This window comes from Pseudomonas sp. S2_E02, from assembly GCF_054668355.1.
Map to the genome: position 1 here is coordinate 2,595,533 of NZ_CP162761.1, position 24,344 is coordinate 2,619,876.

22 protein-coding genes are annotated in these 24,344 nt (G+C 54.7%); 10 read left to right on the top strand and 12 right to left on the bottom strand.

Annotated elements, in window-relative coordinates; translation table 11 throughout:
- Nucleotides 1-428 precede the first annotated feature (428 nt).
- The 3 genes from kdpB to kdpF are packed head-to-tail and all read right to left on the bottom strand — an operon-like array spanning nucleotide 429 to nucleotide 4,289.
- Nucleotides 429-2,486: a potassium-transporting ATPase subunit KdpB gene (kdpB, locus tag AB4O01_RS11535; RefSeq protein ID WP_093435221.1), complete on the bottom strand. Its 2,058-nt coding sequence runs from the start codon at nucleotides 2,484-2,486 to the stop codon at nucleotides 429-431.
- Nucleotides 2,487-2,496: 10 nt separating this feature from the next.
- Entirely contained in the window at nucleotides 2,497-4,191 is a 1,695-nt protein-coding gene (gene kdpA, locus AB4O01_RS11540; protein ID WP_093435224.1) for a potassium-transporting ATPase subunit KdpA, read from the bottom strand.
- Nucleotides 4,192-4,199: 8 nt separating this feature from the next.
- A complete protein-coding gene (kdpF, locus tag AB4O01_RS11545; RefSeq protein ID WP_007899818.1) occupies nucleotides 4,200-4,289 on the bottom strand; it encodes a K(+)-transporting ATPase subunit F in 90 nt (29 codons plus the stop codon).
- Nucleotides 4,290-4,686: 397 nt separating this feature from the next.
- On the opposite strand from kdpF, the gene eat reads away from it, so the two are divergent.
- The 3 genes from eat (at nucleotide 4,687) to AB4O01_RS11560 (ending at nucleotide 7,040) form a co-directional block, all read left to right on the top strand.
- Nucleotides 4,687-6,051, top strand: coding sequence for an ethanolamine permease (gene eat, locus AB4O01_RS11550; RefSeq protein ID WP_460091811.1), 1,365 nt, complete (start codon nucleotides 4,687-4,689; stop codon nucleotides 6,049-6,051).
- A 129-nt stretch (nucleotides 6,052-6,180) separates the two neighbouring features.
- Nucleotides 6,181-6,348: a DUF2897 family protein gene (locus tag AB4O01_RS11555; RefSeq protein ID WP_007908505.1), complete on the top strand. Its 168-nt coding sequence runs from the start codon at nucleotides 6,181-6,183 to the stop codon at nucleotides 6,346-6,348.
- A gap of 137 nt (nucleotides 6,349-6,485) precedes the next feature.
- Nucleotides 6,486-7,040 carry a TetR/AcrR family transcriptional regulator gene (locus tag AB4O01_RS11560; protein WP_186620571.1) on the top strand — a complete coding sequence of 185 codons (555 nt, stop codon included), beginning with the start codon at nucleotides 6,486-6,488 and terminating at the stop codon, nucleotides 7,038-7,040.
- On the opposite strand, the gene fabF is transcribed toward AB4O01_RS11560, so the two are convergent.
- From fabF to AB4O01_RS11585, 5 genes are all read right to left on the bottom strand, one after another.
- A complete protein-coding gene (fabF, locus tag AB4O01_RS11565) occupies nucleotides 7,037-8,311 on the bottom strand; it encodes a beta-ketoacyl-ACP synthase II (protein ID WP_186620569.1) in 1,275 nt (424 codons plus the stop codon). The genes AB4O01_RS11560 and fabF overlap by 4 nt on opposite strands.
- 22 nt (nucleotides 8,312-8,333) lie before the next feature.
- Nucleotides 8,334-9,137, bottom strand: coding sequence for an SDR family NAD(P)-dependent oxidoreductase (locus AB4O01_RS11570; protein ID WP_460091814.1), 804 nt, complete (start codon nucleotides 9,135-9,137; stop codon nucleotides 8,334-8,336).
- A gap of 215 nt (nucleotides 9,138-9,352) precedes the next feature.
- Nucleotides 9,353-9,688, bottom strand: a complete 336-nt coding sequence (locus AB4O01_RS11575) for a ComEA family DNA-binding protein (protein WP_460091817.1) — start codon at nucleotides 9,686-9,688, stop codon at nucleotides 9,353-9,355.
- A 110-nt stretch (nucleotides 9,689-9,798) separates the two neighbouring features.
- Nucleotides 9,799-11,793 carry a polysaccharide biosynthesis protein gene (locus AB4O01_RS11580; protein ID WP_093435241.1) on the bottom strand — a complete coding sequence of 665 codons (1,995 nt, stop codon included), beginning with the start codon at nucleotides 11,791-11,793 and terminating at the stop codon, nucleotides 9,799-9,801.
- A gap of 87 nt (nucleotides 11,794-11,880) precedes the next feature.
- Entirely contained in the window at nucleotides 11,881-12,909 is a 1,029-nt protein-coding gene (locus AB4O01_RS11585; protein ID WP_460092252.1) for an MraY family glycosyltransferase, read from the bottom strand.
- A 347-nt stretch (nucleotides 12,910-13,256) separates the two neighbouring features.
- Between AB4O01_RS11585 and AB4O01_RS11590 the strand changes: the two genes are divergently transcribed.
- From AB4O01_RS11590 to AB4O01_RS11620, 7 genes are read left to right on the top strand one after another with little or no spacing between them, the layout of a single operon-like run.
- Nucleotides 13,257-14,276 (top strand): glycosyltransferase, encoded by a 1,020-nt coding sequence (locus tag AB4O01_RS11590; protein ID WP_460091819.1) that lies wholly within the window; start codon nucleotides 13,257-13,259, stop codon nucleotides 14,274-14,276.
- Entirely contained in the window at nucleotides 14,276-15,433 is a 1,158-nt protein-coding gene (locus AB4O01_RS11595) for an NAD(P)/FAD-dependent oxidoreductase (protein ID WP_460091821.1), read from the top strand. The genes AB4O01_RS11590 and AB4O01_RS11595 overlap by 1 nt, the downstream gene beginning before the upstream one ends.
- Entirely contained in the window at nucleotides 15,430-16,167 is a 738-nt protein-coding gene (locus AB4O01_RS11600) for a glycosyltransferase (RefSeq protein WP_093435252.1), read from the top strand. The genes AB4O01_RS11595 and AB4O01_RS11600 overlap by 4 nt, the downstream gene beginning before the upstream one ends.
- A gap of 2 nt (nucleotides 16,168-16,169) precedes the next feature.
- Nucleotides 16,170-17,111: an aldo/keto reductase gene (locus AB4O01_RS11605; protein WP_257355761.1), complete on the top strand. Its 942-nt coding sequence runs from the start codon at nucleotides 16,170-16,172 to the stop codon at nucleotides 17,109-17,111.
- 15 nt (nucleotides 17,112-17,126) lie between these two features.
- Nucleotides 17,127-17,492: a GtrA family protein gene (locus AB4O01_RS11610; protein ID WP_460091825.1), complete on the top strand. Its 366-nt coding sequence runs from the start codon at nucleotides 17,127-17,129 to the stop codon at nucleotides 17,490-17,492.
- A 29-nt stretch (nucleotides 17,493-17,521) separates the two neighbouring features.
- Nucleotides 17,522-18,016 carry a hypothetical protein gene (locus AB4O01_RS11615; RefSeq protein ID WP_460091827.1) on the top strand — a complete coding sequence of 165 codons (495 nt, stop codon included), beginning with the start codon at nucleotides 17,522-17,524 and terminating at the stop codon, nucleotides 18,014-18,016.
- Nucleotides 17,997-19,262: a hypothetical protein gene (locus AB4O01_RS11620; protein ID WP_460091829.1), complete on the top strand. Its 1,266-nt coding sequence runs from the start codon at nucleotides 17,997-17,999 to the stop codon at nucleotides 19,260-19,262. The genes AB4O01_RS11615 and AB4O01_RS11620 overlap by 20 nt, the downstream gene beginning before the upstream one ends.
- A gap of 55 nt (nucleotides 19,263-19,317) precedes the next feature.
- Here AB4O01_RS11620 and AB4O01_RS11625 read toward each other — a convergent pair whose 3' ends face one another.
- The 4 genes from AB4O01_RS11625 to AB4O01_RS11640 all read right to left on the bottom strand — a co-directional run bounded on the left by AB4O01_RS11625 (nucleotide 19,318) and on the right by AB4O01_RS11640 (nucleotide 24,306).
- On the bottom strand, nucleotides 19,318-21,252 hold the full coding sequence (locus AB4O01_RS11625) for a hypothetical protein (protein ID WP_460091832.1): 1,935 nt from the start codon (nucleotides 21,250-21,252) through the stop codon (nucleotides 19,318-19,320).
- 125 nt (nucleotides 21,253-21,377) lie between these two features.
- Nucleotides 21,378-22,757 carry an FAD/NAD(P)-binding protein gene (locus AB4O01_RS11630; protein WP_460091835.1) on the bottom strand — a complete coding sequence of 460 codons (1,380 nt, stop codon included), beginning with the start codon at nucleotides 22,755-22,757 and terminating at the stop codon, nucleotides 21,378-21,380.
- Complete coding sequence (gene cysC / locus AB4O01_RS11635; protein WP_093435268.1) at nucleotides 22,754-23,347, bottom strand: adenylyl-sulfate kinase; 594 nt, start codon at nucleotides 23,345-23,347, stop codon at nucleotides 22,754-22,756. Before cysC ends, AB4O01_RS11630 begins: the two co-directional genes overlap by 4 nt.
- A gap of 62 nt (nucleotides 23,348-23,409) precedes the next feature.
- A complete protein-coding gene (locus AB4O01_RS11640) occupies nucleotides 23,410-24,306 on the bottom strand; it encodes a hypothetical protein (RefSeq protein ID WP_460091837.1) in 897 nt (298 codons plus the stop codon).
- Between the last annotated feature and the right edge of the window lie 38 nt (nucleotides 24,307-24,344).

Consider the following 24,344-nt stretch of genomic DNA (forward strand, 5'->3'; position numbering starts at 1 on the left):
AACTTTTGCGGGGGGTCAGGGAGATCTTTTCCCCCTCACCCCAGCCCTCTCCCCCAAGGGGGCGAGGGGGAAAGGGAGCCGATTTCCATGCTTTTCAAAACTTGCGTTCGGCTCGGTATTTCAGATCGGTGCAGCTCTCGTAAACACCTCGGTCAGTCCCTCTCCCTTAAGTTCGCGAAGGGAAAGGGAGCCGATCTTTGTGCAGTTCAAAACCTGAGTTCGGCTCGGTATTTCAAGTCGGTGCAGCTCTCGTAAACACCTCGGTCAGTCCCTCTCCCTTAAGTTCGCGAAGGGAAAGGGAGCCGATCTTTGTGCAGTTCAAAACCTGAGTTCGGCTCGGTATTTCAGGTCGATGTACCTCTGTTGAGCCACTCGGTCAGTCCCCTCTCCCTCTGGGAGAGGGTTAGGGTGAGGGGCTTTTTCCGGCCTCACACCAGATGCAGCGCCGTGAGCAACATGTCGATCGCCTTGATCCCCACGAACGGCACCAGAATCCCGCCCAGTCCGTAGATCAGCAGATTGCGTCGCAGCAGCGCTGCCGCACTCGCCGCCTGCACGCGCACACCGCGCAGTGCCAGCGGAATCAGCACGACGATGATCAACGCGTTGAAGACGATGGCCGAGAGAATCGCGCTCTGCGGACTGGTCAGTTGCATGATGTTCAGCACGCCCAGTTGCGGATAGATCGAAGCGAACAGCGCCGGCAGAATCGCGAAATATTTGGCCACGTCGTTGGCGATGGAAAACGTCGTCAGCGCACCGCGCGTCACCAGCAATTCCTTGCCGATCTGCACCACGTCGAGCAGCTTGGTCGGGTCGCTATCGAGGTCGACCATGTTCGCCGCTTCGCGGGCAGCCTGGGTGCCGTCGTTCATCGCCATGCCGACGTCCGCCTGAGCCAGCGCCGGCGCGTCGTTGGCACCGTCACCGCACATCGCAACCAGACGACCATCGTTCTGCTCGTGACGAATGCGCGCGAGTTTCTTCTCCGGGGTGGCTTCGGCGAGGACGTCATCAACGCCTGCTTCAGCGGCGATGGCGGCAGCGGTCAACGGGTTGTCGCCAGTGACCATCACGGTACGAATGCCCAGTTTGCGCAGTTCAGCGAAACGTTCGCGGATCCCCGGTTTGACCACGTCCTTGAGATGGATCGCGCCAAGCAGTTTGCCGTCAGCGCAGACCAGCAACGGCGTGCCGCCGCTCTGGGCGATCTTGTCGATTTCCCGCGACAGGGCCGGAGCCAGATCCGAGCGTTTTTGGCCGAGGAAACTCAGCAGCGAATCCACTGCACCTTTGCGGTAGACACGGCCCTGATAGTCGACCCCGGACAAACGGGTTTCAGCGCTGAAAGGCACAGCGGTCAGGGTTTCCAGCGCCGGTTCAGGCTGCGGGTGCAGACCACGCAGGTACTCGACGATGGATTTACCTTCAGCGGTTTCGTCAGCCAAAGAAGCGAACAGCGCACCTTCGGCCAGCTCGCGACCACTCACACCCGGCGCGGCATACACCGCACTGCAACGACGGTTACCGAAGGTGATGGTGCCGGTCTTGTCGAGCAGCAACACATGCACGTCGCCCGCCGCTTCCACCGCACGACCGGACTTGGCGATCACATTGAGGCGCACCAGACGATCCATCCCGGCGATACCGATCGCCGAGAGCAAACCACCGATGGTGGTCGGGATCAGCGTAACCAGCAGCGCCACCAGAAACACCAGCGGCAGGCTGCCGTTGGCGAAACGGGCGAACGGTTGCAGGGTCACGACCACCAGCAGGAAGATCAGGGTCAGGCCGATCAGCAGGATATCCAGCGCCACTTCGTTCGGGGTTTTCTGGCGTTTGGCGCCTTCGACCAGCGCGATCATGCGATCGAGGGTCGACTCGCCCGGATTGGCGGTGATCTGCACCAGCAACCAGTCGGAGACCAGACGCGTGTTGCCGGTGACGGCCGAGCGGTCGCCGCCGGACTCACGAATCACCGGCGCCGATTCACCGGTGATCGCCGCTTCGTTGACCGCCGCGATACCTTCAATGACTTCGCCATCACCGGGGATCATTTCCCCTGCTTCGACGCGCACCACATCACCCTTGCGCAGACTCGCCGCCGGCACTACCTGAAAGCTGCCGTTGGCCAGTTTGCGCCGTGCGCTGAGGCCTTCGCTGCCCGCCTTGAGGCTGTCGGCGCGGGCCTTGCCGCGACCTTCGGCCAAAGCTTCAGCGAAGTTGGCGAACAGCACGGTGAACCATAGCCACAGGGCAATTTGCGCCGCCACGAAAGTCGGTACATCGGCGTCAGGAATGAAGCACAGCACGGTGGTGAAAATCGCCGTCAGCTCAACCACCAGCATCACCGGCGAACGTTTCAGTTGCCGTGGGTCGAGCTTGACGAAAGCTTGCACCAGCGCCGGCCGCCACAGGGCCGAGATCGCGGTTTTCGCTTGTTCCGGCGCCTTGACGGCAGCGGGTTTGATTGCGGGCATATTCATCATTCAGTCCTCAGAAGCCCATGCTCAGGTGTTCGGCAATCGGGCCGAGCGCCAGAGTCGGCAAGAAGGTCAGGCCGCCCACCAGCAAAATGGTCACGGTCAACAGGGTCACGAACAGCGGGCCGTGGGTCGGGAAGCTGTTCTGGCCGATCGGTGCGGTTTTCTTCATCGCCAGGCTGCCGGCCAGAGCCAGTACCGGGAGGATGTAGCCGAAGCGACCGATCAGCATGCCCAGACCCAGCATCAGGTTGTGGAACGGTGTGTTGGCACCCAGGCCACCGAACGCCGAGCCGTTGTTGGCGCTCGCCGAGGTGTAGGCGTAGAGTAATTGACTGAAACCGTGCGGGCCGGGGTTACTGATGGTCGCCGCAGCACTGGGAACCGCTGCGGCAATCGCACCGAGCACCAGCACGCCAACCGGCATGACCAGCAGGGTCACCACCAGCAATTGCACTTCGCGCGCCTGGAGTTTCTTGCCGAGGTATTCCGGCGTACGCCCGATCATCAGACCGGCGAGGAACACCGCGATCAGCACGTTGAGCAACATGCCGTAGAGCCCGGCACCGACGCCGCCGAAGATCACTTCGCCGACCATCATGTTGACCAGCGCGACCATGCCGCTGAGCGGGTTGAGGCTGTCGTGCATGCCGTTGACCGAACCGTTCGAGGCGGCCGTGGTGGTCACCGACCACAGCACGGTAGCGGTGGTGCCGAAGCGCGTTTCTTTACCTTCCAGCGGCGCGGTCTGTTCGACGGCAGCGTTGTTCAGGGTCGGGTTCGGTTGATATTCGGCCCACAGCGAGGTCGCGCCGCCGATCAGGAACAGCGCCAGCATGCAGGCGATGATCGCGCGGCTCTGACGCAGGTCTTTGACGTAGTGGCCGAAAGTGAACACCAGCGCCACCGGGATCAGAATAATTGACGAGACTTCGAACAGGTTGCTCCACGCGCTCGGGTTCTCGAACGGGTGCGCCGAGTTAACGCCGAAGAAACCGCCACCGTTGGTGCCCAGTTGCTTGATCGCAATCTGACTGGCCGCCGGGCCGAGCGGGATCACTTGATCAACGCCCTGCATCGTCACCGCATTCACATACTGCGCGAAGGTTTGCGGCACGCCCTGCCAGACCAGATACAGTGCCAGCAACAGGCACAGCGGCAGCAGACCGTAGAGGGTGGCGCGGGTCATGTCGACCCAGAAGTTGCCGAGGGTTTTCGTCGATTTGCGGCCGATGCCACGGCACAGTGCGACCAGAACGGCGAGGCCAGTAGCGGCGCTGACAAAGTTCTGCACGGTGAGGCCGATCATCTGGCTCAGGTAGCTCAGAGACGCTTCACCGCTGTAGGACTGCCAGTTGGTGTTGGTCATGAAACTGACGGCCGTGTTGAACGCTTGCGTCCATTCCATGCCCGGCAGATTTTGTGGATTCAGCGGCAAGTGATCCTGGAACAACAGAATCGCGAACAGCAGGAGGAAACCGGCAAGGTTGAAGGCCAGCAGCGCCAGCGTGTACTTCTGCCAGCTCTGCTCGGCGTTAGGATCAACCCCGGCGACGCGATAACAGCCGCGCTCGACCGGACCGAGAACCGGCGTCAGCCAAGTCCGCTGACCTTCCATTACCTTGTAGTAGAAGCGCCCGAGGAACGGCGCCGGCAGCAAGACCACCGCAAAAAACGCGAGGATCAGCCAATAGTCATAACTGTGCATAGCCGCTCCTAGTTCCGATCCGCGCGCAATAGCGCAACCAACAGATAAATGAACAGCCCCACTGCCAACAGCAGTGACACCCCGTCCAGAACGCTCATGGAAGATCTCCGTGTTACGGCGTATTGCCGCGTGTGGAGGCATTGTCGGAAAGGAGGCTGTAAAGGAACGAGAGCGAGGGGTCTGGCTGGGCATAAAGAAAGCGTAAAGAGTGGATTTATGCCGGCGTTACAGGTGGGTTTTGCACCTTATGGGCGGGCCTCTTCGCGAGCAGGCTCGCTCCCACAATTTGAAATGCATTCCCCTGTGGGAGCGACTTGCTCGCGAAGACGGCATAACAAGCACCATCGCACCCAACTGGCGCACAAAAAGCAGCTATCCCACCGCGAACATCCCCGATACGACAGCTTTCAACTCATTACGACTTGTTTCAGCGCGCTGGCACGCCCACTGCACACGCCCTCCCCGAGCTTTCCAAACCGTTCAGGGAGCAAACGCATGAACACACAACTCAAACCCACACTCGGCACGCTGCATCTGTGGGGCATCGCTGTGGGGCTGGTGATTTCCGGAGAATATTTCGGCTGGAGTTACGGCTGGGGCGTCGCCGGAACACTGGGCTTCCTGGTGACCTCGTTCATGGTCGCGACCATGTACACCTGCTTCATTTTCAGTTTCACCGAACTGACGACCGCGATTCCTCATGCGGGCGGGCCGTTTGCCTATAGTCGTCGAGCGTTTGGTGAAAAAGGCGGATTGATCGCCGGGCTGGCGACGCTGATCGAATTCGTCTTCGCTCCACCGGCCATCGCGCTGGCGATTGGCGCCTACCTGAATGTGCAGTTTCCGGCACTCGATCCGAAGCATGCGGCGGTCGGCGCTTACATCGTGTTCATGGGGCTGAACATTCTCGGGGTGAAACTGGCGGCGACCTTCGAGCTGGTGGTCTGCGTACTGGCGGTGGCAGAGTTGCTGGTGTTCATGGGCGTGGTCGCGCCGGCCTTCAGCTTCAGCAACTTCGCACTGAATGGCTGGGCCGGTTCGGATGTGTTCGGTGCGCCAGCGATTGCCGGGATGTTCGCGGCCATTCCGTTTGCGATCTGGTTTTTCCTGGCGATTGAAGGCGCAGCGATGGCTGCCGAAGAAGCCAAGGATCCGAAACGCACGATTCCCAAGGCCTACATCAGCGGCATTTTGACTTTGGTAGTGCTGGCAATGGGCGTGATGTTCTTTGCCGGTGGCGTCGGCGACTGGCGCACCCTGGCCAACATCAACGACCCGCTACCGCAAGCGATGAAAACCGTGGTCGGCGACAACTCCGGCTGGCTGCACATGCTGGTGTGGATCGGCCTGTTCGGTCTGGTCGCCAGTTTCCACGGGATCATTCTCGGCTACTCACGTCAGTTCTTCGCCCTCGCCCGCGCCGGCTATCTTCCCGCTTCGCTGGCGAAACTCTCGCGCTTCCAGACACCGCACCGCGCCATTATTGTCGGCGGCATCATCGGCATCGCCGCGATTTACAGCGACGGCCTGATCAACCTCGGTGGCATGACCCTTACCGCCGCGATGATCACCATGGCCGTATTCGGCGCCATCGTGATGTACATCATGAGCATGCTCAGCCTGTTCAAATTGCGTAAATCGGAGCCGAATCTGGAACGTACTTTCCGCGCGCCGTGCTATCCGTTGATTCCAATGATTGCATTGGTGCTGGCGGTGGTGTGTCTGGTGGCGATGGCGTGGTTCAATGCGTTGATCGGCTTGATTTTCCTTGGCTTCATGGCGGTCGGTTTCGGCTACTTCCTGCTGACCGGACAACTGCGTGCCAACGCACCGGCCGATGCGATGCTGACAGGTCATTGAGGGATTTCGGGTGAACCCGATGCAAGCGGCCTAGAATGGAACCACTGCGAAGTCACTTCGCTCAAACGTGGTATGCAGCGTCGCACGGCGAAATCCTCGCCCGTTGACCTGTCCTTAAGGAGAGCCGTTATGCCCTGGTATGCCTGGTTGATTCTGGTGGTTGCAATCGGCTCGATCGTCGGCGGATTAATGATGCTGCGCGATACCGCCAACAAGGTCGATCTGACCGATGAAGAACGCCGACGCGTTGCCCAACGCAATGCCGAAGCGGACGCCAAAGACGCGCAAGACCGTTGAACACAACCCTGCCTGATCGGCGGGGTTTGTGCTTTTTATAGCCATTTGACCTATCCGCATGCTTTTAAGAAGTAGAAGTACAGTCACCATCTAATTTTCCTTGGTTAAGATGGGGACATTGTTGCGGAGAGTTCCAGATGCGTTATTCGCAGGACCATAAAGCCCAAACCCATCAGCGCATCATCAAGGAGGCTTCGGCACGTTTTCGCAAGGACGGAATCGGCGCTACAGGTCTGCAACCCTTGATGAAAGCGCTGGGGCTGACCCATGGCGGTTTCTATTCGCATTTCAAATCCAAGGACGAGTTGGTTGAGAAGGCCTTGCAGGAGGCCGGCAACCAGGTGGATGGGTTATGTGCCGAGATTTTTGCCCAGGACAACGCGCTTGATGTGTTCATCGAGACGTATCTGTCCGAATGGCACCAGACATCACCACACGAAGGCTGCCCATTGCTGACCATTTCTTCCGAGTTAGGGCTGCGCGGACAACCGAGTCCTACCAGCGACGTGGTACTCAACGCACGACTGGAGCAGATCGAGAACAGCCTCGAAGGCGAGAACAGCGCTGACCGCGCCATCGTCATCATGTCGACCCTGGTCGGTGCACTGCTGCTGTCGCGCAGTGTCGCGGATGCCGGGTTTGCGCAACGCATCCTCGATATCACCCGCGATCACCTCAAGAACCGGGACTAAGCCTGCCAGCGCTTGAACAATACGCTGGCATTGACCCCGCCAAACCCGAAACCATTGGACAGTGCATATTCGATAGACATTGGCCGAGCCTGGCCATGAACAATGTCTACACCTGCGCTCGCCGGATCGGGATTGTCGAAATTCAAAGTCGGCGGCACCACCTGATCACGAATCGCCAACAGTGTGAAAATGGCTTCAAGCCCACCGGCAGCGCCGAGCAAATGACCGGTGGCTGACTTGGTCGAGGTCACGGCGATTTTATTCTCGGTACCGAACAACGCCTTGATCGCGGCCAACTCACCCAGATCGCCCACTGGCGTCGAGGTCGCATGCGCATTGAGATGCTGCACCTGATCCGGCTCGATACCCGCCTGCGCCAGTGCCAGCGTCATCGCCCGCCGCGCCCCGCTGCCATCTTCAGGCCCGGCCGTCAGGTGATAGGCGTCGGCGCTGGTGCCATAGCCGACCAGCTCCGCCAGCGGCGTCGCGCCACGCGCCAGCGCATGCTCGAGGGATTCGATCACCAACAACCCCGCGCCCTCGCCCATGACGAAACCGTCGCGCCCGCTGTCGAACGGCCGCGAGGCGCGCTGCGGGGTGTCGTTGTAACCGCTCGACAGTGCCCGCGCTGCCGCGAAACCGGCCAGACTGACGCGGTCGATGCAGGCTTCCGCACCGCCACACACGGCAATATCCGCTTCGCCGGCGCGGATCAATCGTGCCGCGTCGCCAATCGCTTGAACACCCGCAGCGCACGCCGTCACCGGCGCCCCCAAAGGCCCCTTCAGGCCGTGTTGAATGGATACGTGACCTGCCGCGAGATTGACCAGAAACGACGGAATGGTAAACGGTGACAAACGCCGAGGACCGCGACTGTCGGTGGTGCGCACGGCGTCGGCAATCGCGCCAAAACCGCCGACACCGGAACCGATGATCGTTGCGCTACGCTCCTGGCTTTTGTTTTCTGAAGGATGCCAGTCGGCCTGCTCCAGCGCCTGTCGGGCAGCCTCCATGGCGAACAGAATGAAGCGATCCATCTTCTTCTGCTCTTTGGGCGGCGTGGCGCGATCCGGATCGAAACCTGCTTCAGCGTCCTCTTCCAGCGTCGGCACCGCACCGCCGACTCGCGTGGGTAAATCAGCGACCGTTGCCTCAGGCAAGTTACGCAAACCAGAGCGACCGGCCAGCAAACGCTGCCATACGACTTCGAGATCGCTGCCCAAGGGTGAAACCAGGCCCATGCCCGTGACGACTATTCGACGCGAATCCATACTGTGGTGACCTCTGATCAATTCAATTGCCGGACTTGTAGCGTTGCGCTGCAGCACTGCGGGAAAGGTTCGGCGCCATGACATGGCGAGCCGCAACAAAGGCGTGCCATTCGCCTGCGTCAGGCAGTGAAGGAATGGTGATCAACTCGCCCTGATCCAGACCGGCCAGCGCCGCATCAACCATCTCGCCCGCCTCCATGACCATTTCTGCCGGAATGCCACTGGCATCGATACCGGAACGCTCCCAGATTTCGGTGCGGGTCACACCCGGCAGCACGGCCTGGATCTGCACGCCGGTGCCTTCGAGTTCAGTGTTCAGCGACTGGGTAAGACTCAGTACATAGGCTTTACTGGCGCTGTAGGTGGCGTTGAAGCGTTCCGGAAACAATGCCACCACCGAGGCGATATTGATGATCGTGCCACGCCCGGCCTTGGCGAAACTGGCAGCAGCCGCCGATGCCAGGCGGGTGACGGCGGTGATGTTCAGCTGGATCAACCGCTCCAACTGGTCCATATCGGCGTTAGCCAGCAAACCGTCCGACGCCACACCGGCGTTATTCACCAGTAAACTGATGCTGGAATCGCTGCGCAGGCGTTGTTCGAGTTTGAGCACATCGTCCTTTTGCGTCAGGTCAGCTTTCAGCACTTCGACCTGAACGCCATGGGCATCACGCAACTGGCTAGCAGCACTTTCCAGACGATCCTTGTCACGGGCAACCAGCAGCAAATCAAAACCACGCGCCGCCAGGCGCTGAGCGTAAATCGCACCGATTCCGGACGATGCGCCGGTAACCAGAGCAGTACCTTGAGATTGTGCGGAATTCATGAGAATGCTCCTGGAATGCTTGATGACGGGAGTTGCCGATGAAACCTGCTGGCTCGACGAATCGGCGAATTATTATAGGCATAATCCAAACGCAATATGATAGCCGTAATTTTAAATCGTCCGACGGTTGCCCTCTCCACCGCTACCAGCGGCCATGCACTGCGCAAGTAAAAAAGGCCGGTCAATGACCGGCCTCTTGGCTTTGAACACTCAGCTTAGTTGACTTCCAGCTTGTCGCGATTGCGATCCAGAATCGCCTTGCCAATTCCCTTCACTTCCAGCAACTCATCCACCGAGGAGAACGGCCCGTTTGTTTCACGATACGTAACAATCGCTTTCGCCTTGGCCTCACCGACTCCCGCCAGTTCCTTTTGCAGCGTTGCCGCATCGGCATCGTTGAGGTCGACTTTTGCGCTTTGGGAAGGTGCAGTTGTCTCCATCACCAACGGTGCCTTGGGTGACTCCGCTGGCGCAACAGGTGCGGCAATAGCGGCGATCGAGGCGCTGGTGAGGAAAGCAAAAATCAGAGAATAGAAGTAACCGGTACGCATTAGTGACGCTCCATCATCGTTTGAGAAAGCAGCTTTTCCGAAGCTGCTCTTCAAACGTAGGTCATGGTGGAGGGATGTCAAAAATGCGTGCGTTACAGAATGTGAAACAATCAGGGTTCGAGACGACGCTGCTGGTAGATCCAGTCGACGATCTCGCCATCGGGGGTGTAGCCGCTGACGGTTTCGCGCAATAACTGGCGAACGCGCGAGTAATCATCCTCATCAACCGCCGCCAACAAACTGGCCAACCTAACCTTTAACACTTCCCAAGGTAGATGATCCTCATTGGCCGTCATGATCATCGGATGTGGTGTTGCAGCAACGTTGTCTCCGATCAACAGCTCTTCATAGAGCTTTTCACCTGGACGCAACCCCGTGAACTCGATGGAGATGTCGCCCTGCGGATTGCGATCGGAACGAATACTCAAACCGGACAAGTGGATCATCTTCTCTGCCAGTTCGACGATTTTCACCGGCTCGCCCATGTCCAGCACAAACACATCGCCACCCTGGCCCATCGAACCGGCCTGAATAACCAGTTGCGCGGCTTCGGGGATGGTCATGAAGTAGCGCGTGATTTTCGGATGGGTGACCGTCAGCGGGCCACCGGACTTGATCTGGCTGTGAAACAACGGAATGACCGAGCCTGACGAGCCCAGCACATTGCCGAACCGCACCATGGTGAAACGGGTTTTGTTGACGCGTGAGACATTGGCCTTGTCACCGAACATCACAGGGGCGACCTCACGGCTGAGCGCCTGAAGGGTCAGTTCGGCCAGGCGTTTGGTACTGCCCATGATGTTGGTCGGGCGAACCGCCTTGTCCGTCGAAATCAAGACGAAATTGGACACGCCGGACTGCAAGGCAGCCTGAGCAGTGTTGAGTGTTCCGATTACGTTATTGAGCACACCTTCGGCAATATTGTGCTCGACCATCGGCACATGTTTATAGGCCGCAGCGTGATAAACGGTATCGACCTGCCAGGTTTTCATCACATCCAGGAGCTTTTCCTGATGGCGAATGGACCCCAGAATCGGCAACAACCGCACTGGCACCGACTCGCGGCTGCCGCGTTGTTCCAGCTCGGACAAAATACTGTAGAGATTGAATTCACTGTGTTCGAACAGAATCAGCGTGGTCGGGCCCAAGGCAAAAATCTGCCGACACAATTCCGAGCCGATGGAGCCGCCAGCCCCCGTGACCATGACGACCTTTCCTTTGATGCAATGCGCCAGCAGATCAGGTTGCGCCGGCACGGCATCGCGCCCCAGCAAATCGGCAATATCGACTTCCTGAATGTCTTCAACCCTGACACGGCCGCTGGCCAGATCAGTAAAGTTCGGAACACTGCGTACATGGAGCGGGAAGCCTTCCAGCAGATTCAGAATCTCGCGGCGACGCGCGCGGGTTGATGACGGCAGCGCCAGAAGAATCTCCTGCGCACCGGTCACATCGATCATTTGCTGGATGTGTTGGGGTTTGTAAACCTGCAGGCCGGAAATCGAACGATCGGCGATACTCGCGTCATCATCAATGAACGCGACCGGGCGCATTACTCGCCCCATTCGCAACGCTGCGACGAGCTGATTGCCAGCAACACCCGCGCCGTAAATGGCGACTTTGGTCAGCCCGTCTTCACGGTTGGTGAAGGGCACATGCTGAGCCGCCGTGAACCAGTCGCCCATGAAGTACTGGCGCATGCACAGGCGCAAGCCGCCGATAATGACGAGACTGAGCCACCAATAGTTGAAAATGATCGATCGCGGAACAACTGCTTCATGATTGCTGTACCAATAGACCACCAGCGCCAGGATCAGAGAAGAGAGACTGACAGCTTTGACAATCGCAATCAGCGCATCGTTGCCGAAGTAGCGCATGACGGCACGGTACATGCCGAAACGAACAAACAGAGGAATAGCGATAATTGGAGCGCTGACAAACAGCCAGAAATGCGCCCTCAGCGGGTTATACATATCGTCGATGCCGAGTCGGACGATAAAGGCGAGCCAGAGCGCGCCCCAGACCAGAAAAACATCTGTGGCTACTTGAATCAGTCGTTTCTGCCTGCGTGGCAAGCCCAGCAAAAAGGCGCGTAATTTATCCATAAACCTCAACCGACCCGGCGCGTTAACCCACTTAATCCGCCTGCATTGTACGTAAAAATTACAACCCACACAGAACTTGTCTGACGATCAACGTCCTGAGCCTTTAACCTCCAGTTCTCCAGCATGGAACTTTACCGCCAGCACCAATAAGGGAATATACGCGATTACCAGCCCCACCCCTCCGTCCAGCCCCCAGACGACTACGCAAAGTGCTATCGGCAGCAACCACAACACATTGATCAGAGCGACCGCAGACGTCACCGGCAAATGGCGCCCATATCGACGCGACGCATACTGATAAGCATGACTTCTATGGGCTTCGTACACCTTGTCGCCCCGCAACAACCGGCGAAGTAAAGTGAACGTGGCGTCAACGATGAACACGCCTAGCAAGATAAGCCAGCCCCAAAGGAAATCCGGATTTATTGCCGTCGCCTGCAACGACAGTACACCCAGGATCACGCCGAGAAACCCGCTTCCCGCATCCCCCATGAAGATTTTCGCCGGGGGAAAATTCCACAGTAGAAATCCCAGGACTGCCATGCTCAGCAGCAAAGGAGCCCAGACAAGGCTTTGCTGACCGCTCAACCAGTAAAGAAGACAGACCGAGCCGCAGACACTGATCGCCTCGACACTTGCCAGGCCGTCGATTCCGTCCATGAAGTTGTACAGATTCAACATCCATACCAGATAGAACAGCGCGAAAATGTGCCCAATCCATCCCAGATCAAAGCTCGATCCAAACAAGGTGACAGGCGCTAGCCCTCCGGTCCAGACCAGTACCCAGACGGCCGCACCAAAATGCCCGAGCAGACGCCAGCGAGCGGCAATATGACCATGGTCATCCATGAACCCGATCAGAGCCACCAACCCGCCCGCAACGGCAGCGCCGAGAAAAAAATCAACACCGATTACGCCCGTTGACCAAAGCGCCAACAAAGCACCTAAAAACGTCAGTACGATCGAAACGCCACCACCCCGTGGTGTAGGCATAGTGTGTGAGCTGCGATCATTGGGTACGTCGAGCATGCTGCGTGCCAGCGCATATCGGCGAAGGCCTGCGGTCATTGCGAACGAAAGAACGCAGATTGCGGGCATGAGCCACCAGAAAATCATTAAGTACATCACTCCGAAGTAAAAAGCGGTCAAACGCACTACCGACCCACCGTCCAAGTCTGATGGTGAGGCAATAAAAATTTCTTCCGACGCGTCGCCGCTATCGCCAATTGATGCGTATAAAGCGGACCCAGCCGGTAAAAATAGCTAAGGATACACGACGAATTGTTCGCTGAACGAACGGCAACGGTTCGATGCAAGACGCAGCCAGCGGGCTTTCTTATAGATTTTCCTGCGAAATGCCAGCCACGAAAAGGGTGACGCCACCTACCGTGCAGATTAAGATTACGCGCTTTTTTTTGAAATTATGGGCGACAGCCTGCGGCTGACGTCTCGAGGAACTCTAAATGGTATTTTTTCCGGTATTTCTTTCGGTTGTTTTCGTCGTTCGCAACCAATCAAACCATCTTGGAAGTATCCTGGCAGACGCAGTCGAACGGATGTCGACACTGGTAAGTGACTATGAACTCATTGTTGTCGACAATGCGTCTGACGATGACAGCATATCCATATTAAAAAGCCTGACTGCTGAAAATGGCCTGCCAAACTTGCAAGTTTATGCCTTGACTAAAGAAGTCGATGCCGACACCGCATCGTGGGCAGGTCTGGAGAATGCCTTGGGTGATTTCGTCGCGGTGATCGACCCACTCGTTGATGACATCGCTTTTCTACCTGAAATGCTCGACAAAGCGGTCAGCGGTGCAGACGTGGTTTTTGCTAAAAACAAACAGAACCCCCCTCAAAGCTTCGCTTATGAGGTCGCTTACTCCGTTTTCAACAAAGTCTACAAATCGTTCAACGGCATTCATCTCGCCACCGATGCGCCTCAGTACCGGGTGCTCAGCAAACGGGTGATCAATTTTATTCTTCAACATCCGCAGCCGTCGGTTACTTACCGCCACCTGCCTGCTACAGGCGGCTTTGCCCGCGCCAATCTGAACTACAGTTCCAGCCCTCGCGTCACGCAAAGAAAACGACTGCGCGAAAGTATTGATCGCGGCATGTTGTTATTGGTGTCGACTACGCGTGCTCCGATGCGCCTGGTTACTTCACTTTCACTCTTCGGGGCTGTAGCGAATCTCATCTATTGTTTTTATGTGGTCGCCAGCGGTTTCCTGAAAGCGGATATTGCGCCCGGCTGGATCAGTCTTTCCTTACAACAGTCCGGGATGTTCTTCCTGATTTCGCTGGTGCTGTTGGTATTGGGTGAGTACATCCTGCACATGACCAGTCTTTCCAATGAAGGACCGCTCTACCATATTGCCCAGGAATTCACCAGTGCACGGATTACCCGTCGAGAAAAACTGAACATCGAGGAAGTAGCGTCGCCTGAAGCACCGTTGCCTACTTCTGGCCGAGTTGTGTGATGCCGACGACCAACATGCAGGACGCGGTGATTATCGGAGGAGGGTTTTACGGCGCGGCGATCGCAGTCTACCTGGCGAAGCAACGCGGCATGAAGCGAGTCACTCTTATAGAGCGTGAGTCGTCATTGCTGAGCCGTGCCTCCTATAATAACCAGGCACGTGTTCACAACGGCTATCACTATCCGCGCAGCTTCACCACCGCTTATCGCAGTCGCATCAACCTGCCGAAATTCGTTCAAGACTGGCCCGATGCGGTGAAACAGGATTTCACCAAACTGTACGCCATCGCCCGACGTAACTCGAAAGTCACGGCGAATCAGTTCGAGCGCTTTTATCGAGAAATCGGCGCAAAAATAGAACTCGCCAGCCCAGCGCTTCGAGCCTTGTTTGAACCTCGCCTGATCGAAGAGGTTTATCTGGTTGAAGAGTATGCGTTCGATTCAACTCAACTGGCCAAGTGGGCGTTGCGTGAACTGCTGGAAAGCGGCGTCAATATCCGTCTGAACACCCAGGCGGTGGCCATCAGCAACAACCCGAATCAGTCGCTGAATGTAACACTCACTGGCGACGGCAAAGAACCGGAACAACTCAGTGCTCGATACGTGTTCAACTGCACCTACAGTGGCCTGAATCAGTTTGGCGGCGACTTTCCCGGCACGCGCACTGCACTCAAGCAAGAAATCACTGAAATGGCGCTGATGCAGATGCCACCCGCACTTTGCGATCTGGGTATTACCGTGATGGATGGCCCCTTCTTCTCAGTCATGCCCTTCCCAGCGCGCGGCTTGCATACCGTATCGCATGTTCGCTACACCCCGCATATGCACTGGTCCGACGAACCTGGCTCCAACCCTTATCAAAAACTGGACAACTATAAAAGGGACACTCGCGTAGATCGAATGATCCGCGACATTGGTCGCTACCTGCCTTCAGTCATGGACTCCAAATACGTCGATTCGCTTTTCGAAGTCAAAACAATCCTCACCAAAAACGAGGGCGACGATGGTCGACCCATTTTGTTCGAGAAACACGAAACGCTTCCAGGTTGTTACTCCATCCTGGGCGGAAAGATCGACAATATTTATGACGTGCTGGAAAAGCTCGATACTGAAAACCTCTCCTGCACGCCCTCCTCTTCTTCTGAGCAACTACCATGAATTCGTTGATTGAAATCACCATCCCCATTTTGAACGAAGAGTCGACGCTGGCGGAACAAGTCCTCAAAACACACAACTATATTCAAAGTAACTTGAGCGACATTGGTACTGTTCGTATCGTCTTGGCGGACAACGGTTCCACCGATCGTACCCAAGAGATTGCCCTGGAACTGGAAAAAACCCTCCCGGATGTTCGTTACCTTCGCCTTGAGCAGCGTGGCGTTGGCCGGGCACTTAAAGCATCCTGGTCGCAATCGAGCGCCGAAATCGTCGGCTACATGGACCTGGACCTAGCTACCGACCTGAGCCACCTGCGCCCGGCACTGGAGGCACTGAAAGCAAACAAGGCCGATATCGTGACCGGATCGCGGCTTGCGAAGGGCGCTAAAGTCATTGGCAGAAAGCCCCTCAGAAACGTCACAAGTTTCGGCTTCAACCTCATCGTCAAACTCATTTTCCGCACCTCCTTCAGCGATGGCATGTGCGGATTCAAGTTTCTTCAGCGAAAGGTCCTGGCGCCGCTGATGCACACAGGCGCCAATAGCGACGGATGGTTCTTTGCAACCGAAGTGCTGATCACCGGCGAACACTTGAAATACCGTGTGATGGATCTGCCAGTCACCTGGACCGACGATCCGAACTCGAAAGTGAAGGTTCTCAAACTGACCATCGAGTATCTCAAGGCCATGGCTTCTCTACGCCAACGCCTCAAAAACTCACAACGTGAAGCCTGAACATGCCAATACTCACGCCAAGCGAAAAGCAGTTGGTACTCGGCACCGCGCTATGGGGCTGGGGGATAGAACGCGATCAGGCTTACCATTTGCTTGAGCAGTTTTTGCTCAGTGGCGGCACAATGGTCGACACCGCAACGAACTACCCTATCAACAAGCGCTCGGAGGACTTCGGTCTGGCTGTTCGCTGGCTCGCTGACTGGGCAGAGCACAACGCTGACTCAAACCTCGCACTGACGGTAAAAATCGGCTCGAGAGACAATATGGGGTCGCCAGACGTCCATCTGGCGCCCGATGACATTGCTCGTGCATCCGATATTCTGATGGGGCAGTTTGGCTCGGCACTTTCGTGCGTCTCAATCCACTGGGACAACCGCTCGGATGATGATGTGCACGGCGCAACAGTCGCACAGACAGTCGAGGCCATGTACAAGCTTGAACAGCAGGGTCTTGCTATCGGGCTTTCCGGCATCAGGCATCCAGAGGCGTATTACAAGGCCAATCCGTCGCTGTCGCAAAAATGGATTATCCAGGTCAAGGAAAACTTCAAGACCCATGCCGCTCGCTCTTCCTACGAAGCGTGGTTTCCTGATGCAAAATACCTGGCCTATGGCATTAATCTGGGCGGCCTGAAAACTGAAGTGTCCAAAACAAACAGCTCGATGGAATTGCGCAACATCAACATTCCCCAAGCGTTTACAGAAAAGCTTGTCGACTTCATCAACGCACCGCACGAATTCGAACCCAGGCCGACAACCCTCAACGAACTCGCCCTCGCCGCCTCATTTGTGAACCCCGCCCTGTCGGGAATCGTCATTGGCCCGAGAAACACAGATCAATTGGACAGCACCCTCACCTATTGGAAATCATTACAAGCGCTAGCAGAGAAAAGCAAAGGACAGAAAATCTTCACTCAACTGTTCGAAGAACTACCGTCCGACTAGGAAGACTCGCTGACAATGCAAGCGCTTAAATACATATTTGCAGGCGTCGCCAACACGGCTATCGGCTACGGCGTCTTCCTGCTGCTGGTCACGTTCTTTGACATGAATCCGTCCTATGCCAACGCCATTGGCTACGTGATAGCCCTGATCGCAGCATTCGTACTCAATAAAACATTTGTGTTCAATCAATCGACCACTGATCGAAGTACGATCCCGAAATTCATTATTGCGTTCAGCATCTCGTTCGCAATCAACCAATTGGTACTTCTGGCGGGCTATCGGTGGTTGGGCATCGATGCAGAAATTGCACAAATATTTGCGATGATTTCTTACACGATTGCGTTTTATTTATTAAATAAAAAATTTGTTTTCAACAAATAATATGCCGGCCATATTGACGAGGATCCGAAGTGCCAAAGTATCTTTCACTCAAAATCAATAAGCCGATCAATCGGTGGGGGCTAGCTTATGGCCTCGCCTTGATTTCCTCTGTACTTGCAGGCGTCATATTATTCTCCGCCAACAACACTACGAAAACTACAAAACTACCCCTTCAAGAAAACTACATACCCGAACTCAAAGCAAACTTCGACACCTGCGAAATAGGTGCATTCTGGATTTCCGCCAGCGGATGGGCGCTCCTCGACCTTCCCGATAACACAATCAAAATCCATCTGTACGCCCGCGGAGATGGTGGAGCAATAAAGCTGCTCACGCGTCGCATCTACAGAAAAGATGTCAGTGACTTCCTCAAAATAAAGAGCGACTTCCACTTGCATGGCTTTCACGCCACAGGCATTCGCCGCAACCTTCAGGCGTATTATGGAAAGTCACTGGAACTATATGTCGAAGACTCTAAAGGCGTAATGCATTACGGAGGCGCAAATGTCTGCACCGGAAAATGATCCATCGAACAACAAAACAATTCTGTTTGGTTTGTTTCTAGTAGCACTCTACGTGAGTTTTTACCTCACACTGAGCATCAACACCTTCTCCGACGACTCCAAGTTCCTGACAGCCGCAACATCTGGAGCATCTTCGCTCAGCTATTTGCTGGAGCGCTACTACACTTGGACAGGCCGAATAGCAATTGAAGGCATCATGTACGAAACCATTGCCACCCCAGCATTCTGGAAGCTGGCGATTCCTTCTTTTCTACTCCTTAGCGCCTACTCCATATGGAAATCGTTTTTTTCGGACAAGATCGACTTCGCCTATGGGATACCGTTGTGCATGTTCGGTGTTTTAATAATCAGCCACCCCATTCTAGACACGACGGTCTTTTACGTAACCGGTTTTTATAATTATTTACTACCAGTTGCTTGCGGGCTTTTTGCATCCGCATTATTCGTAAAACCATCATCTTTTTCGACACCTGAGAAAATACTCGCGATCCCATTGGCGTTCATTGCATCGCAATCTGAACAAGTCGGAATTTCGATGATTGCAGTGTTTGCAACGTCGCTCATTTGGGATCGGAGAAACCAGGCAACCTTCAGAGCTCTCTTGGCCTTGATCGTTATTGCGGGCTTTGCACTTCTAATCACTGCCCCAGGTAACTATTTACGCTTGACAACGGAAGCAGTGTACATGCCGGAATTCACCGAATATTCTTTTATCAGAAAGGCTTTGAATGGATTCGATATATTCAACGCCCACTACATTGACCCGATGAACCTGTACCCGAAGATCATCGCACTGCTACTTGTTTTGTTAACCATGGGAAAGACTTTCGAATTAAAACGCACTGCGCTGATATTGACCATTGGCGGAATTTTCCAAGGCAGCATCCTTTCCTTTTTATTCACAACCGGCAACGATGATTACTATTCAATAAGAAACTTGAACTCCGGATTTGGTCTGACTTATTTCTTTTCGTACGCACTTTCGATCAGTTCATTGATCAGTGCTACTTACCTGATGAAAAAAAGCTTGGCCACAAACAGCAGTTTTTATATAGGAACACTTCTACTTCTATTGCATACCGGCGTAACTGCTGTCGTAGGTCTCTCACCAACAGCTTATGAGTCTGGATACAGGGTTCTGCTCGTTGGCGATATCATCAGCCTCATGCTTATTTGCTTGTTACTCAGAAATGTAACATGGCCAAATCAGCACAAGCCTTTGACTTGCAAAGTGCTATCCAACTAGATCTTCAGAGTACCCGAAGGCGAGCGTCCCCTGATTGCCACGCTCGCCTGCGAGGTCAACTTCCCGTACTTGCCAGCGCCGTCTTCCTCAAGTGAAATCCTGCTAATTGAGCGGTAATCAATACGATACCGAGTACACTCATCGTGTTTGTATAAAACAGTAAACGAGCGTCAGCCGCATTTCCAAATAGAGCAAGACCTGCAAAATAGAAGCCTGCGGACAAATACACTACTACAATTTCTACGCTGACTTTTTTCAAGGCTACTAACAACATGAACAGCAGGATCGAAATCAAATACAGGCACCAGGGTTTAAATATGAAAAGCTTCGAGGCCGTCAGCACATACTGCACAACTTCTTCACGCACACTCGAACTCGGGAGACTATAACCGTATTTATTGGAATCAACCTGCGGCGTCACTACGAGGAATGGCTCCCCTGAGTTTCCCCCCACGAGAAACTTTGCAAGCATTAACTTATTATAGCCAATACAGACCGGATACTCCTTGACTACGGAAAACCAGAGGGTATCAACACTTTCATCGAAGGGTAATTTTGAGAATAGACCTGGTGATAAATTGGAATGCCTTGGGTCATAGCCAGCCTTGATCTCAGACAACGCAAGCGCCGGCGCAATACTTTCAAACAAGTTCTTCTCAGCACATATACTTGCGCCTGCAATGTCCATCACCCTAGTAATACGAATGAGTTTGGTCGCACCCTTTATTTCTCGAAACTCGGGTACCGAATACCTGTCAAATTGTATTTTTACAGTATAAACCGCTCCACTCAATATCAGGCCCGATACAATCACGAAGGCCAAAGAGCTTGGTCCTGAGGGAGAACGTTTGCTGAAAATCCATACTGAGTAGAACAGCAAAGGCACAGCAGCGGTGATTGCATTATGCCGAGTACAGACAGCTAAAAACACAAGAAATATAGAGACCCCAAATAGAAAAAATAAACTTGGACGCGACCTGGGCTCTTTCATTGCAAGCATGACTGCAAAAGCCGCCACAAAGAAAGAAGCCATCAGCACATCTTTCCATATCGCAGCAATGGTACCAATCACAACTGGAACAATCAGATAAAGCAGGAAGAATGCCGTCGAAAGCGTATGCCTTCTCAGAAAATAGTACATCACATAGTAAACCGCCCCCAGTAAAAGCAGCAATTGTGAAAACAACATTGCTACAGGGCCACGCGAAACAATATCAACAACACGCCAGACATAACTTACAACGGGAGGCCAGGTCGAATCCACTACGCCACTTCTAGCTCCTTCAAGCGCATGAAATGTATCAAATGTCATAAACCCTGGATAAAACATCCAGCTTATCAGTAACGTGACACTGACGGGCACGAAGAAACCCGGAGCTATCTTCAGTAAACCTTGAACAACACCTTTTGCCAGTGCAAAAAACAGTCCGGCAAAGACCAACGAACTGGCAAAACTAAGCAACAGCAACCTTTTATAATTGACCTCTCGGCCAGGCTTAAATATTGATAGCTCAAACTGTGGATCTGGAGCCGTGGCGCTTATCACAAGTACGTCGCCTACAACTTCAACTTTGTCGACGCCTTGCAACGGGATAATTCGCGCCAGTAACTCTGTCGGCGTTAACGTCACAGTGGAAAAAAGATAGTTGAGCTGAACACTTTTTATCGTCATATTGACTAAACTGTCGGCAGGATCAACCCTGAGTGACTTGATTGCGCCATCCGGCAACGTCAAGCCTATGCCGAGCCCCGGTTTCCCCTCGTATGCAACCCGCTCACTATTCTCAGCCGAATAGGATGGATAAATCGAATCATCCTTGAAGACGGGAAAATACAGCTGCATGAATTCAGGCTTATTGGTTTCTGCAAAAAAAACAATAGTGTCTTTATGAACTGCGCCCAAGCCGAAAACCAGCATCAAAGAAAAAATCAACGCTGCACAATAAAACAGCAATGCCCTTGCCAGGCACTTTAAAGTTGGAAATCTCATAAACCCTCTGCCCAGCATTTATTTTTCGATTCAAGCCAGCCTAATGGCGAAACTCAAATGACGATCTGAAAAGTTCTTCAAGGACGACTGTTCGGAACCGCCCGCCAAGGGCGGTTCCGACGACATCACTCGCCAATATTCCCGACCAGATCGACCGCGAGTTTTTTAGAATACTGACGCAATTCCGGAACAGCGGTTGCTTCCCAATAATCGGCTTTCAACATTGGGCCTACGTAATACAGCCATGAGGAACAAACACCTGAAGTATTTTTGACTGCCAGTTGCTCGTTGACACACAAACCCAAGCCAAGTACATCAACCTGTATGACACCGTCGGCGCACAGCTGTTGAATCAGGGGATCCTTGACACGATGCAAGTTGGTAGTCGGGCCTGTGCAATTAATAACCTGCTCGACGTCTAGCTGTTCGAAGGCTTGTTCGTTGCGTCGTTGAATTCCTATACGCAAATGATCGAAACCCGTCTCAACGCTTTTGATACGGCCTGCAAGAAATCGGACTTGTCCGGCGCTCAACGCTTCTTCAAAACGCTGATAGGCCGCTGGCGCGACCCGATGACGGTGAACATCCCAATACGGCTGGAGATGACGCAAGAAGCGTCGGCGCTCGGTGAGCGGCAATCGAAGCCACAGGTCAGAAGTTATCGGGCGCAGGGCCGCCACCCAGTCACGCCAATCCAGCCCATCATTACGCTTGGCGCTGATCTCACGTCGAATCAATTGCAAGTAGCCACGTACCGAAGGCGGTGCTTGCAGAAGTCGCTCGACGAAATCGGCGGGGACTTCATCAGTCGTTCGCTTCGGGCGATGAGGCAAGGGCCGAAGCCCTCGCCGGGAAACCATATAGATAGGGCCTTTATGTCCGTTTTGCAGCAGACCCAGTGACACATCCAGTGCCGTGAGCCCGGTGCCCACTAGCAACACAGCCCGATTCGGGTCTTTGGATTGCGTTGCACCCGCTGCCCACGGATCAGACTGATAACGGTCACCCCTCATCGACGAGGAGAATCCAGGAGGATCGAGCGGTGAGAAATTACCGAAGGCCAGTACCACCTGATCTGCATCGATGTACTGCCCGTTAGCCAGTTCGACAACCGCGCCCGTCTTTCGAGGTTGCAGACTGCGAACCTCCGCCACGATACGTTCCAGCGTTACTCCACTTGCACAACGCCTCTCTGCATCGTCCAGAACTGAAGTCAGGTATTCCCCATAGATCTTGCGCGGAACAAATGACGACGCCGTATAAGCGGGGTCTTTTGCCTGACAGTAGCGTAGAAAATGTTCCGGATCATCGACATCCGCACTCATATTGCCGGCCGGCACATTGAGCAGGTGCAGCGAACTGTTCGTACCGTAAGCCAATCCTCGCGCCATGGTTCCAGAGCGATTGATCAACACGACTCGCACATCGGCCGGGCTGCGCCGTAAAAACTGCGTGGCCGTGACTGCGCCACTGAAACCAGCGCCAATGATGACGAGGGTTTTCATTGACCGAACCTTTTATCCAGGTAATCCAGCACTCTGGCGATGGACTCGGACAAGTCCTCGGTCACGGTGTTGATCCGGATATGCGGATCCGTGGGCGCCTCATAGGCGGAATCGATCCCGGTGAAGTTCTTTATCTGTCCGGCTCTGGCCTTGCCGTAGAGCCCCTTGGGGTCGCGGCGCTCACACTCTTCCAAAGAGGTGTCGATAAACACTTCGACAAACGCGTCATTTCCGATCACATCGCGCGCCATCGCGCGATCACGGTGAAAAGGGGAAATAAATGCCGTGATCACGATCAGTCCAGCATCAATGAGCAATTTCGAAACTTCCGCGACGCGGCGAATGTTCTCAACGCGATCAGCATCGGTAAAACCAAGGTCCTTGCACAAGCCCATGCGCAAGTTGTCGCCATCCAGCAAAAAGGTGTGCCTGGCCTTGGCAACCAGTGCTTGCTCCAACGCGTTGGCGATCGTGGATTTGCCCGCCCCACTCAAACCCGTAAGCCAGATCACTGCCGGTTTTTGCCCTTTCACCTGAGCTCTCGCCGAGGCACTGATGGCCGTGGTGTGAAAAACCAGATCCTTACTCATTCGATTAACCTTATTCCAATCAGACGATCAAGGCCCGCCAGCGAACTGGCGGGCCTCCTGCACTACACGTGGGGCAGTAGACGATCACGCAAGGCCTTGATGCGGGCCTCGCAAATGCGATAAGACTCACTACTGAGCAAGTCGAGACGCTGTTGCTCGTCAGTCAGTGCAAGCGTATGCGTGTCGCAGCCAATTCGGTGAATGTAATCACCGATAAAGTCACACGTGCGCAGCGACGCCCAATCGGTGCCGTCGCGAGTGAACAACTGCATCGTCAGATAGTAGTCTTCCATGTACTTCATATCATCGAAGTAAGTGATGGCTTGCAGATCGCACTGATCAAGATCCAGCAGGAAACTGTGCAGCGGTGCATGGTTATGCTCGATGAAATCGCGATAGGTTTCACCGTAGTCATAAATTTTGTCGCGCTTGATAATACAACCGGTCACCGAATCCACCATTGTGGAGTAAACCCGCGCAAAGGTTGCGTTCTTGCCGCTGGACTTGAGTTGCTCGATCTGTGAGCTGTAAGCCCACGGAAACAACATGTCGTCGTAATCAAGAAATGCCGCATAACCACTGCCAACAGCTTTCAGTGCATCGTTCAGCATCAGCGAACGCAGATCCGGGGCTTGCTCTGTAGAGAAGTAACGACGAATCAGCGGCGCGCAATGCTCGCTCCACGGCAGTTGATCAAGTTGCGCCTGCAGCAGCGCAATTTCTTCGTCATCCATATCCTGAATAGCCAGCACCGGCAGCACTCGGCAACCGGACTGGGCAATCAACGACAGCAGCGCATTGATCAGCGAAGCGCGGTCGCCACGACGGTGGTAACGCACGATAGTCGATACCGTATCGAGCGCTGCGCCCTGGATGCCGCTCTCCGGCAGAAGACGGAAACAGGCGGCCTCACAACATACTTTGTACCCGACTGCCGGAGCCGTCAGTTGCAATTCCATGCAAGCCACCTGACTTGCATCGATGCTGAGATTGACAG